The following is a 10722-nucleotide window of genomic DNA, read 5'->3' on the forward strand; positions in this document are numbered from 1 at the left end:
CGGCCATGGCGGCGCGCGGCGGCCGTACCAGGCGCCGGTGAGCATCCGCATCATGCCGCGCATCTTGGGCGATGCACATCGCGCCACAAGTGCCGCTGAAACGATCGCAAGACAATCACTCGCTGCCGTGAGCGACAATCCGGTGGTGTTCCCCGCGGGCGAGCGGCTAGGTCCCGACGAGGTTGTCTCGACCGGCGGCTATCACAATGCGCAGTCCGCCTCCGCCATGGATGCCCTCACCGCCAGCTATGCCAATCTCGCGGTCATCGCAGGTCGCGTGGCAGCGAAGCTGCAGGATGGCGCCGTCTCGCTGCTGCCGCCGTTCCTCGGCTACCAGGACGGGCGCAGCTATCTGGGATGCCTGCCTATGGCCATGGTGGGCTATGAGGAAGAGCTCCGCATGCTGGCGGCACCCACGCTGCTGCCAGGCTCGGAATCGGGCGGCTTTGCGCAGGATGACGTGGCCTCGCCCGTCTTCTCCGCGTGGAGCAAACAGGAGCGTGCAGGAGAACTGCTGGAACTTTGCCTTGCAACACTCGCGCCTGTCGCGATGCGGGCCTTCAGCGTTACCGCAAGGCCCGTTCCGGCCGCCTTGCTGCCGCTTGCCGGGGAGACGCAGGCTTGCTTCCCCGATGACGGCGCGCCGAACCCGATGGGTGAATGTTGCGCCGGTCTGGCCCGGACATTCCGTGGACGGATTTATCGCTGACCGGTCACGGGGTGGCCGCTCAGGCCTTCTTGCGGCTCTTGATCTTTCGCACGGGCTTTGGCGGTTCCTTTTCCTCGATCTTGTCCATCTCGGCGGCGAGCACCGCCAGATTGTCGAGGAAGGACTTCCGTTCCGATGATGCAATGAGGCTCAGAAGCTGGCGGTCCACTTCGTCGGCACCGGGCTGTGCCATCTTCAGCATCTTCTTGCCGACCGCCGTGATGCGGATGGCATTGGTGCGGCCATCGTCCTTTGTGCGCTTGCGCTGCAGGTAGCCCTGCGCGAGAAGCCGCGCGACGAGGTCGGCCAGCGTCGAGCGGTCGATGCCGGTGAGCTTGACGAGTTCGGTCTGGCTCTTGCCGTCATTGTTGTCGACGGCCAGCAGCACCGTGAACTGGCGATGCGTGAGGCCCGACTTTCCGACTTCGCCCATGTAGATGAGGTTGGAGTATTGCGCCGCCCGTTTCAAAAGGTGGGATGGTGAGCGGGAAAACTGCTTCACATCCTTCGTTGTTGTCATACGCCCCTTCTCCTGCTCGTCGAAAGATCTGCACGCGGACGTGGATCAGTCGATGCGATCTCTGTGCCGCCCAAGGGCCTCTTCCTGTCCTGCAGCATGAGGTGCCTCCCCTTCGGAGCCGCGCACAACTAGCGGCTGGGATTTTGCGCTGCAAGCAAAAAGAAGATTTTATTTTGTGTGGATACCCCTGGACGATTATGAGTTAAGATGATCCGCATACAGAATGCAACACTTGACAAGCGATGAACTCTAGGACTCAGGCGGTAGACTTTAGGCGCGAAATTCCGGAGGGGGACACGCACGAGCGCGATGTCTGTACCACATGCGGTTTCGTACACTATGTGAACCCCAAGATCGTGACAGGGTCCATCGTCCGGCATCAGGGAAAGATACTTTTGTGCCGCCGCGCCATCGAGCCGCGAGTCGGATTCTGGACACTTCCAGCTGGCTTCATGGAGGTTGGAGAGACTGCTGAACAGGCCGCGATGCGTGAGGCTTTCGAAGAGGCCAACGCGAAGATCGTCATCGACAGGCTGCTTGCCGTCTACACCATTCCCCGCATTGCGCAGGTGCAGATCATGTATCTGGCGCATCTCGATGAGGAAACGTTCTCAGCCGGGCCTGAGAGCCTTGAGGTGAATCTTGCAGGCTGGGACGAGATCCCCTGGGACGAACTTGCATTCCCATCTGTCCACTGGGCGCTGCAGCAGTATCGCAGCATTGAATGCGTGACGGACTTTGCGCCCTTCTCCAACCCGCCGGGCGAATTCGGAGAGCCGAAGCCTTTCTAGCTCTTGGCCTCGTCCTCGATCATGTGCTTCGCCATGAACGGCGCATTGGCGACTGCGAAGACCAGTGTGAGCGGCAGAAGGCCGAAGACCTTGAAGTTCACCCAGGTATCGGTCGACATCGTACGCCAGACGACCTCGTTGAGACCGGCCATGGCGAAGAAGAACACACCCCAGCGGATCGACAGCGTTCGCCACGCCTCGTCCGTGAGCTTCATCGCCTCTCCCATGACGAGCTTCAGGTAACTCTTGCCGAAGGCTGCTCCGCCCAGCAGCACAGCGCCGAACAGGGCGTTGATGAGCGTCACCTTCACCTTGATGAAAAGATCGCTCTGGAGCCACAGCGTCAAGGCCCCGAACAGCGCCACGAAAACCGCCGAGACGAGAGGCACCATGGCGATCTTGCCGGTCATCGCCCAGGACACGGCGAGCGACACCACGGTCGCCCCCATGAACACCGCCGTTCCGACGAAGATGCCGCCCAGCCAATTGCCGGCGAAGAAGGCGACGAGCGGCCCCATCTCGACCAGGAGCTTGAGGTGCTGGTTCATCGGCCGGCTGTCTGTCTGGTTCATCTGTCTTCTAATCCCGCAATGGCGCGCGCAAAGGCTTCCGCCTCGAAGGGTTGCAGATCCTCGATCGATTCGCCCACGCCGATGGCATGGACCGGCAGCTTGAACTTTTCCGCGATGGCCACAAGGATTCCGCCACGCGCCGTTCCGTCGAGCTTGGTCATGATGAGTCCCGAGACCCCTGCGACCTTGGTGAAGATATCGGCCTGGGCCATGGCGTTTTGCCCGGTGGTGGCATCGAGCACGAGGAGAACGGCATGCGGCGCGTTCTCGTCCTGCTTCTTGATGACGCGGACGATCTTGTCCAACTCGTCCATCAGATACTGCTTGTTCTGGAGGCGGCCCGCCGTGTCGATGAAAAGAATGTCGGTGCCGTCGTCCTTTGCCTGGCGCATGGCATCGAAGGCGAGGCCCGAGGCATCGGCCCCGGTCGGCCGCGACATGACGGTGGCGCCGATCCGTCCGCCCCATACGGTCAACTGCTCGATGGCGGCGGCACGGAACGTATCGCAGGCGGCGAACATCACCTTGTAACCCTCGCGCCGCGCGATGGCGCCTAGCTTGCCGATGGTCGTCGTCTTGCCCGCGCCATTGACGCCCACGACGAGGACGATGAAAGGCTTCTCCGACCCGAAGTTGAAGGGCACCTCGACGGGCTTCAGAACCTTCGTCACCTCCGAGGCGAGGATGCGCTTCACCTCTTCCGGGTTGATCTCCTTGTCATAGCGGCCGGTGGCCACCGCCTTGACGATGCGCTCGGCCATGGGAAGGCCAAGATCGGCCTGGAGCAGCACGTCTTCCAGATCCTGCAGCGTGTCCTTGTCGAGCTTGCGCTTCGTGAAGATCGACGTGATCGACCCGGTGATCGAGCGCGACGACTTGGAGAGGCCATCAGTGAGGCGGGAGAACCAACCGCGCCGCCGCTCAGCTTCATCGATGGGGTGATGCTGAGGCGCGGATAAGGGTTCTGGTTCGATTTCCGGTTCTGGTTCCGGTTCGGGTTCTGTTTCGGGTTCTGTTTCGGGTTCAGCAATGGCGATGACATCTGCAATCTCAGGTTCGCGCTCCGGCTCCGTTTCAGCAGCGGGGAGTTCGACATCAGCTGCAACAACCTCGTCAATCACCTCTTCGGGAACTGACAATTCCTCCTGCGCATCGGCGGGTGGCGCCTCGGTCTCCGGCTTGCCGGTGACGCGGTTGAACAGCTTCTTGAAGAAACTCATGCGGCGAGCCTTGCCTCAAGATGCGATGCACCGTGGCCCGTGACCTGCGCGCGGACGATTGCGCCCGGCGACATGCGGCTGGCAAACTTCACCTGGGCGAAATGTTCCGTGCGGCCCATGGCCTCGGTCTCGATCAGCACCTGCCGCGTGGCGCCAACTTCGGAAGCGAGGAACATACCGAGCCGCTGCTGTCCCTTCCCGCGCAACAGTGCTGCGCGGTCCTTGATGATCGCCTTCTCAAGCTGCGGCATCCGCGCGGCCGGTGTTCCGGGGCGCAGCGAGAAGGGAAACACATGAAGATAGGTGAGGCCGCAATCGTCCACGATCTTCAGCGAGTTCTGGAACATCTCGTCGGTCTCGGTCGGAAAGCCCGCGATGATGTCGGCGCCGAACACGATGTCGGGGCGGCGGGCACGGAGCTCCGAACAGAAGGCAATCGAATCCTCGCGCGCATGGCGGCGCTTCATGCGCTTCAGGATCATGTTGTCGCCCGACTGCAGCGAGAGGTGAATGTGCGGCATCACCCTATCCTCTCCTGCAATCACGTCCATCAGTTCCGGATCGGCCTCGATCGAGTCGATGGATGACAGCCGAAGCCGCTTCAGTTCCGGCACCATGCGGAGGATGCGGGCACTCAAGGCGCCGAGCTTTGGCGTGCCGTCGAGATCGGCGCCCCATGATGTGAGGTCGACGCCGGTGAGCACCACTTCGGAATAGCCGGACGCCACGAGGCGCCGCACCTGCTCCACCACGTCGCCTGCTGCAATCGAGCGCGAATTACCGCGCCCGAACGGAATGATGCAGAAGGTGCAGCGATGGTCGCAGCCGTTCTGCACCTGCACAAAGGCGCGGGTGCGTTCCTTCAGGCCATCGATAAGATGCGGCCGCGCCGTCTTTACCGACATGATGTCGGAGACGGACACGCGTTCGTTAGCTCCATGGCGCCAGCTGTGCTCCGCCAGCTTTTCCTCGTTGCCGAGAACGCGGGAAACATCCGGCATGCTGGCGAACATCTCGGGGTCGGTCTGGGCGGCGCAGCCGGTGACGATGATCTGTGCGTCGGGGTTCTCGGCCTTTGCCTTGCGGATCGCCTGCCGCGCCTGGCGGGTGGCTTCCGCCGTCACCGCGCAGGTGTTGAAGACGATCGCATTCTCAAGCCCTGCCTTCTCGGCATGGTTTCGCATCACCTCGGTTTCATAGGTGTTGAGGCGGCAGCCGAAGGTGACGAATTCTGGCCCGGCCATGGCTCAGCCCGCCAGATGCGGCGGAAGCTCGCCTTCGAATTCGTAAGTCACGGGACCGGTCATGATGATGTGGCCGTCGCTCTCGCGGATCTCCATCAGGAGGTCGCCGCCGGGCAGCGTGATCGTGGCCTTGCGATTGAACTTCTTGAGGCGGAAGCCCGCCGCCATCACCGCGCAGGCGGCGGTGCCGCAGGCCTTCGTCAGGCCGGCGCCGCGTTCCCACACGCTGATCACCGCGTGGTCTTTCGAGTCGACACGGGCGAGCGTGATGTTGGCGCGTTGCGGGAAGAGCGGATGATGCTCCAGCATCGGCCCCACCTTGGCAAGGTTCACGACGTCGAGATCCTTCACCCAAAAGATGCAATGCGGGTTGCCCACATTGACCACTGAGGGCGAATGGATGAGCGGCTTCTCGACTGGCCCGACGAAAAGCTCGATGTAGCGCGTATCGTGGAATTTCTCCGAGAGCGGAATGTCCTGCCAGTCGAAGCGGGGTGCCCCCATGTCGACGGTGACGAGCTTCTCGCCGCCTTTCTCTGCGACGAGGAAGCCGCCCTTGGTGTCGATGGTGGCGCGTGTCGCCTTCTTCTCGTCGAACAGCAGGTCTGCGATGCAGCGTGTGGCATTGCCGCAGGATTCGACCTCGAAGCCCTCGTTGTTCCATATCCGCATGGTGACGTCGGCGCGCTTCGAAGGCTCGAGCACGATCAGCTGGTCGCAGCCGATCCCGGTCTTGCGGTCGGCGATGGCCCGCGCCCTCGCCTCGTCCATGGCAACGGGATGCTGGCGTGCATCGAACACGACGAAGTCGTTTCCGAGCCCGTTCATCTTGCGGAAATGGAGGGTTGAGGCCTCTGTCATGACGGGCCTTATATGGTCAAACCCTCCAAAAAAGCTAGACCGACCATGGCAGATCGGGTTCCGGGCCGATGGGCAGCAGTCCGGCGATTGATTTTCCCGCCCTGATCGTTCAGATCAGGCATATGAAATCTGTTCTGATCCGCCTCAGCCTCGCTCTCGCCGTCCTGCTCGCGGGACTTGTTCCCACAGCCTTTGCGGAGGCGCCGGACAAGGCCATCTTCGAGCAACGCTATGCGGAGATGCACAAGGCAAGCGAGACCCGCGACCGGGCGGCCATGATGGCGAACTTTGCCGATGGATTCGTCAGCATCGACCTGCGCGATGCACAGATGTCTGCCGATCAGATCGTGAATGCGATCCTCAGCGCACCGAAGGACCAGTCGCGAAGCGGACACACGGAGGTTCTCTCCGTGAAAGTTGACGGAACCACCGCCACCGTCTCCCAGGTCTATCGTACGAAGACCGTCAAGAAGAGTTCCGATGGCGTGGCCCACGACCTGGAAATCATGGCGCGCTCGCAGGACATCTGGGTGAAGAAGGACGGCATCTGGCTGCTCCGCGAGAGCCGCACCGACGAGATGGGCCTTGCAGCCGATGGCCGGAAGATCGCCCATGAGGTTCGCCCCGGCTTGTGAGACGCGCCGCGGCACGTTAGCCTGACCCCGCCGTTGGGAGGCGGCAGGCATGGCGCAGAATGATTTCCGGAGCGAACTCGTCGGCTCCTTTTCCGAAGGCTCGAACGGCAACCCCACGGTCGCGATGATCGAGGCCGCCTTCACCCATCACGGCCTCAACTGGCGCTACATCAATTGTGAGGTGCCGCCTGAGAAGCTTGGTGATGCGGTCAAGGGTGCCCGCGCCATGGGCTGGAAGGGCTTCAACTGCTCAATCCCGCATAAGGTGACCGTCATTCCGCATCTGGATGGTCTCGGCGAGAGTGCGGCCATCATGGGCGCCGTCAATTGCGCGGTGAACCGCGATGGCAAGTTCATCGGCGAGAACACCGACGGCCAGGGCTTCCTGAAATCGCTGCTGGATGTGACGGACCCGCAGGGCAAAAATGTGGTGATGTTCGGTGCAGGTGGTGCCGCGCGCGCCATCGGAGTGGAACTGGCACTCGCCGGAGCGAAGTCGCTGACTGTCGTCAACCGCTCGGCCTCGCGTGGCGAACCGTTGGTGAAGCTTCTGAACGAAAAGACGAAGACGCCCGCGAGCCTTGTGGTGTGGCCGAAGAATTATGCGATTCCACCCGGCACAGACATCGTGGTGAACGCCACCTCGATCGGCCTCGGCAATGGCAACGAACCGCTCGACATCGATGTCACGTCCCTGAAGTCCGGCATGGTGGTCGCCGACGTCATCGTCGACCCGCCCGACACCCGCTTCCTCCGCGACGCCCGCGCGCAGGGCTGCACGGTGATCGACGGATTGGGCATGCTCATAAATCAGGGCGTGATCGGCGTGAAATACTGGACTGGCATTGATGCCGACCCGAGTGTGATGCGGAAGAAGCTGGAGGAGATATTTGGCGTATATCGTTTATAAAAAACTAGACTAACTTATTCTTCTTGGAATTCGACCAGTTTGCTCCACTGTCACGTTTCCAATGCTCACGAGTACCCCATGGCTCGCTGACAAAGCGTGTTTGGGGCGAATCCCTCTTGGGTGTAGGTGATTTTGCTATCTTACCTCCCACATGGAATTTTCCAGGTTCAAGGGGTTCATCCTGAGGCCGTGGTTTTGAGGGCAATGGATTGGTGAAGCTTCTATTAAGGATTGCTCTCTTTGAAATCGAAGGGTTTTTACCAACTTGTGCATCACCTTCTGCTGTTCTCGAAGGATTCGTGACATCTGGCTTGGTCGGACCGCTAGTGCTTCTCCGTTTGTTTTGAGACCTTGCTTGAATGAGCGAATAGACACCATTCCTGTTACTTAAAAAAATCTGGTAAGCAATCTCATCCGCTGTGTTCGGTTCAACTTCACCGAGAATCGATCTAACAAAATGATGCTGAGCGGCCGTTGACGGTGATCGCGTGCCGTCGTGTAGAGAAATGTAGAAACCCAAACGCTCAACAAGCAGATCAAGATACTTGGCATCAATTTCGGGAATTCGCGGCATAGAGTTCACCAGTGTCTGCCTAGTAGGCAAATACTAACACCAGTTGCAAATCAATGATAGATCGAACCGAATAGGTCCTTTCCCCGTTCTGGATCTATTGTGCCTCGCAAGGAGAAAACGGGGCGGAACACTACAACCTCCCAATTTCCTCATCCTCGCTGTTTCGCCCGGTGTCACTAAGCGCATCTTCCAGAAACTCCGACAGCAATGGCAAACCCAGCAGATAGTCTGCAGTACGGTCGTTGTGCGCAGCAGTTGCTTGTTCACGGGCTTGGGCCCATTCCGCTGCCTCATAGTCACCCCGCCCCACCCAGGTCAGCGCCACGAGGTCGATTTTCTCATCCTCATCCATTGCTTCGACGAATGCGCGGATTTCCTGCGCAACCGGATCATTGGCGCGGGCCTCGAGCACGCTCACCATGCGATCGTCGCTGGCATTGGAAGCCGGATCAGCAATCGTCGGCACGTCCTTCACGGCGAATTGCCGCGCTTTCGCGATGATGAAGCAGACCTGTTCGGTCGAGACCGACAGCTCGATGTCCGGCGTCTGTTTGGATAACATGGCAGTCCCCTCTGTGGTCGAGAGGAGTCAACGTGCGAGCGGCGCAATGGTTTCAAGAAAACTTCGAATGTCCACCATGGCACAAAACCGTCTTTTTGGCGTTGTGGGCCGGTAATGACGCGACAGAGGAGATCATCATGGCCGTTACAAAGCTCGTCGAACCACGCAACGTCGACCTTTCCCCGCAGGACCGCCGCGACATCGCGCAGAGGGTAGGAACAATTCTGGAATCGTCCTATCAACTTCTGCTGGCGTCGCAGCTTGTACACTGGAACGTCAAGGGTGAGCTCTTCCTCCCCATCCACCAGCTGACCGAGCAACACTATCAGGCGCTGTTCGAGACGCTGGACATCCTGGCCGAGCGCATGCGTGCGCTGGGCACCGAGGTGCCGACCGACGGTGCCACCAAGTCATTCAGCGTCGAGGCGAAACTCGATGGGTCCTCCATGGTCAAGATGGTGGAGCAGCTGATTGCCATGCACGAGGACGCAGCCAAGTCCGCCCGCGAGGTGGCCGGTTTCGCCGACGATCACGACGACCCCGTGACCAACGACATGATGATGGATTGCCTCAAGTTCCATGAGAAGGCGATCTGGATGCTCCGGGCCATCGTCAGCAAGTAGCCGGCGCCGCTCCCGGCTTGACACCCCGCAAGGCGCGGCGTTACCTCGCGCCAGACAATCATCGCGGGAATTCAAGACATGCAGAACATGCTTCCAGTGGGCGTAGCCATCGACTCGATCACCGGCGCCGTGGCGCCGTCCACTGGCCACTACATCAAGCGGCTCAGCGAATTCCGCGATGTCTATCACGACACGGCGGCCTATGACGCGAAGCTCGCCGCCGAGGGCGACGTCGTCACCTATGAGGTCGTGGAGTTCAAGGCCGATGGCTCCGACATCTTCTTCGGCACGACCACCATGTATCCGGGCCGCGTGGGAGATGAGTATTACCTTACGCGCGGACACTTCCACGCCCGGCGCGACCGCGCGGAAGTCTATTACACGCAGTCGGGCGAAGGCCTACTGCTGCTGGAATCGCGCGACGGGGAAACCCGCACCGTTGCCATGAAGCCCGGCATTGCGGCCTATATCCCGCCGGACTGGGCCCACCGCACGGTGAATACCGGAACCCAGCCGCTGGTCTTCGTGTGGATGACCAACATCGACGCAGGCCACGACTACGCGACGATCGTCGAAAAGGGCATGCGGAGCCTGGTGGTGGAGCAGGATGGCGGGGCCGCTATCGTGCCGAACCCGCGCCACGCCAACTGAACCTCCGGACTTTCAGGGTAGGTTTTCAGGCGTCTCCCACAGGAGGCGCTCAATCTCCTCCGGCGTTGGCAGGCTCTCCATGGCGCCCTTGCGGGTGGTGGCGATGGCGCCTGCCGCGCAGGCCTGCCGCAGCACCCGGGAGAGAGGCTCACCATCCATGGTGTCGAGTCCTATCTCCAGAAGCCCCGAGAGAAGCGAGGCCATGAAGGCGTCTCCCGCCGCCAGCGTGTCGATGGTGCTGACGGCATAGCCGTGGCAGGTGAAGCGCATCTCCCGCGTGATGAGTTCAGCGCCCCGCGCGCCTCGGGTGACGGCCAGGATCTTCATCCCGACATGCCAGAGCGAGCGTACCGCCGGCTCGATGGGGCCTTCTCCGGCCAGCGCCGCGAGTTCCTCCTCGCTGAGTTTCACGATGGCGGCCCGCGCCACGAGACCGCGCCCGGCGGCAACCATGGTGGCCTTGTCAGGCCACAGCCCAAGCCTGAAATTCGGATCGAGCGAGATGGGCCGGCCCAGCGATGCGGCGATGTCCAAGGCCTTGACCTGCGCCGCGGCGGCGCGCGGTGACGCCATCAGGAGCGAGCCCACATGGAGCAGCCGCGCGCCTTCGATTTGCGCGGGCAGAATATCATCCGAATCCACGGCGGAATCCGCCGGAGTGTCCTTATAGAAAATGAAGGACCGCTCGCCATCGGGCGCCAGCGACACCACCGAGAGCCGGGTCTTGGCCTCGGGGTCCATGACGACGCCTGAGGTATCGACTCCATACCGGTCAAGCGCCGCGCGAATGAGCGTGCCGAAGGCCTCCTGCCCCAGTTTGCCGAGCATGCCCACTGAACGCCCCAGGCGC

Annotated in this window: 14 protein-coding genes; 6 read left to right on the forward strand and 8 right to left on the reverse strand. The window is 61.3% G+C overall.

Annotated features, from left to right (window positions below; translation table 11 throughout):
• Positions 1-709: aromatic amino acid lyase (locus tag ACEW8Q_RS13680; RefSeq protein ID WP_373504615.1), on the forward strand; the 709-nt coding region annotated here is incomplete at its 5' end.
• A 19-nt stretch (positions 710-728) separates the two neighbouring features.
• Here ACEW8Q_RS13680 and ACEW8Q_RS13685 read toward each other — a convergent pair.
• On the reverse strand, positions 729-1229 hold the full coding sequence (locus ACEW8Q_RS13685; protein ID WP_373504616.1) for a MarR family winged helix-turn-helix transcriptional regulator: 501 nt from the start codon (positions 1227-1229) through the stop codon (positions 729-731).
• Between the two features lie 242 nt (positions 1230-1471).
• Here ACEW8Q_RS13685 and ACEW8Q_RS13690 point away from each other — a divergent pair, with 242 nt between their 5' ends.
• A complete protein-coding gene (locus tag ACEW8Q_RS13690) occupies positions 1472-2020 on the forward strand; it encodes an NUDIX hydrolase (RefSeq protein WP_373504617.1) in 549 nt (182 codons plus the stop codon).
• Here ACEW8Q_RS13690 and ACEW8Q_RS13695 read toward each other — a convergent pair.
• From ACEW8Q_RS13695 to dapF, 4 genes are read right to left on the reverse strand one after another with little or no spacing between them, the layout of a single operon-like run.
• Positions 2017-2592, reverse strand: coding sequence for a septation protein A (locus tag ACEW8Q_RS13695; RefSeq protein WP_373504618.1), 576 nt, complete (start codon positions 2590-2592; stop codon positions 2017-2019). The genes ACEW8Q_RS13690 and ACEW8Q_RS13695 overlap by 4 nt on opposite strands.
• On the reverse strand, positions 2589-3812 hold the full coding sequence (gene ftsY, locus ACEW8Q_RS13700) for a signal recognition particle-docking protein FtsY (protein WP_373504619.1): 1224 nt from the start codon (positions 3810-3812) through the stop codon (positions 2589-2591). The genes ACEW8Q_RS13695 and ftsY overlap by 4 nt, the downstream gene beginning before the upstream one ends.
• Positions 3809-5056: a tRNA (N(6)-L-threonylcarbamoyladenosine(37)-C(2))-methylthiotransferase MtaB gene (gene mtaB / locus ACEW8Q_RS13705; protein ID WP_373504620.1), complete on the reverse strand. Its 1248-nt coding sequence runs from the start codon at positions 5054-5056 to the stop codon at positions 3809-3811. Before mtaB ends, ftsY begins: the two co-directional genes overlap by 4 nt.
• 3 nt (positions 5057-5059) lie before the next feature.
• Complete coding sequence (gene dapF / locus ACEW8Q_RS13710) at positions 5060-5917, reverse strand: diaminopimelate epimerase (RefSeq protein ID WP_373504621.1); 858 nt, start codon at positions 5915-5917, stop codon at positions 5060-5062.
• 122 nt (positions 5918-6039) lie between these two features.
• Here dapF and ACEW8Q_RS13715 point away from each other — a divergent pair, with 122 nt between their 5' ends.
• Positions 6040-6552, forward strand: coding sequence for a nuclear transport factor 2 family protein (locus ACEW8Q_RS13715; protein WP_373504622.1), 513 nt, complete (start codon positions 6040-6042; stop codon positions 6550-6552).
• A 49-nt stretch (positions 6553-6601) separates the two neighbouring features.
• On the forward strand, positions 6602-7462 hold the full coding sequence (gene aroE, locus ACEW8Q_RS13720; RefSeq protein WP_373504623.1) for a shikimate dehydrogenase: 861 nt from the start codon (positions 6602-6604) through the stop codon (positions 7460-7462).
• Positions 7463-7466: 4 nt separating this feature from the next.
• Here the strand turns inward: aroE and ACEW8Q_RS13725 are convergent, their stop codons facing one another.
• Positions 7467-8036: a hypothetical protein gene (locus ACEW8Q_RS13725; RefSeq protein ID WP_373504624.1), complete on the reverse strand. Its 570-nt coding sequence runs from the start codon at positions 8034-8036 to the stop codon at positions 7467-7469.
• A 130-nt stretch (positions 8037-8166) separates the two neighbouring features.
• Positions 8167-8598, reverse strand: a complete 432-nt coding sequence (locus tag ACEW8Q_RS13730) for a DUF3775 domain-containing protein (protein WP_373504625.1) — start codon at positions 8596-8598, stop codon at positions 8167-8169.
• A 137-nt stretch (positions 8599-8735) separates the two neighbouring features.
• Between ACEW8Q_RS13730 and ACEW8Q_RS13735 the strand changes: the two genes are divergently transcribed.
• Both ACEW8Q_RS13735 and ACEW8Q_RS13740 read left to right on the forward strand, forming a co-directional pair.
• Positions 8736-9221, forward strand: coding sequence for a Dps family protein (locus tag ACEW8Q_RS13735; RefSeq protein WP_373504626.1), 486 nt, complete (start codon positions 8736-8738; stop codon positions 9219-9221).
• Between the two features lie 78 nt (positions 9222-9299).
• A complete protein-coding gene (locus ACEW8Q_RS13740; RefSeq protein WP_373504627.1) occupies positions 9300-9872 on the forward strand; it encodes a glucose-6-phosphate isomerase family protein in 573 nt (190 codons plus the stop codon).
• Positions 9873-9884: 12 nt separating this feature from the next.
• On the opposite strand, the gene ACEW8Q_RS13745 is transcribed toward ACEW8Q_RS13740, so the two are convergent.
• The coding region (locus tag ACEW8Q_RS13745) for a carbohydrate kinase (RefSeq protein WP_373504628.1) at positions 9885-10722 on the reverse strand (838 nt) is incomplete at its 5' end.

The sequence above is a fragment of the Aestuariivirga sp. genome, assembly GCF_041738905.1.
Taxonomy (GTDB): Bacteria; Pseudomonadota; Alphaproteobacteria; order Rhizobiales; family Aestuariivirgaceae; genus Aestuariivirga.

What these genes read in the sequence shown, in the direction of transcription:
- ACEW8Q_RS13685 (WP_373504616.1), bottom strand. Translation starts at nt 1,229, where the DNA reads ATGACAACAACGAAGGATGTGAAGCAGTTTTCCCGCTCACCATCCCAC.
- ACEW8Q_RS13690 (WP_373504617.1), top strand. Translation starts at nt 1,472, where the DNA reads ATGAACTCTAGGACTCAGGCGGTAGACTTTAGGCGCGAAATTCCGGAG.
- ACEW8Q_RS13695 (WP_373504618.1), bottom strand. Translation starts at nt 2,592, where the DNA reads ATGAACCAGACAGACAGCCGGCCGATGAACCAGCACCTCAAGCTCCTG.
- ftsY (WP_373504619.1), bottom strand. Translation starts at nt 3,812, where the DNA reads ATGAGTTTCTTCAAGAAGCTGTTCAACCGCGTCACCGGCAAGCCGGAG.
- mtaB (WP_373504620.1), bottom strand. Translation starts at nt 5,056, where the DNA reads ATGGCCGGGCCAGAATTCGTCACCTTCGGCTGCCGCCTCAACACCTAT.
- dapF (WP_373504621.1), bottom strand. Translation starts at nt 5,917, where the DNA reads ATGACAGAGGCCTCAACCCTCCATTTCCGCAAGATGAACGGGCTCGGA.
- ACEW8Q_RS13715 (WP_373504622.1), top strand. Translation starts at nt 6,040, where the DNA reads ATGAAATCTGTTCTGATCCGCCTCAGCCTCGCTCTCGCCGTCCTGCTC.
- aroE (WP_373504623.1), top strand. Translation starts at nt 6,602, where the DNA reads ATGGCGCAGAATGATTTCCGGAGCGAACTCGTCGGCTCCTTTTCCGAA.
- ACEW8Q_RS13725 (WP_373504624.1), bottom strand. Translation starts at nt 8,036, where the DNA reads ATGCCGCGAATTCCCGAAATTGATGCCAAGTATCTTGATCTGCTTGTT.
- ACEW8Q_RS13730 (WP_373504625.1), bottom strand. Translation starts at nt 8,598, where the DNA reads ATGTTATCCAAACAGACGCCGGACATCGAGCTGTCGGTCTCGACCGAA.
- ACEW8Q_RS13735 (WP_373504626.1), top strand. Translation starts at nt 8,736, where the DNA reads ATGGCCGTTACAAAGCTCGTCGAACCACGCAACGTCGACCTTTCCCCG.
- ACEW8Q_RS13740 (WP_373504627.1), top strand. Translation starts at nt 9,300, where the DNA reads ATGCAGAACATGCTTCCAGTGGGCGTAGCCATCGACTCGATCACCGGC.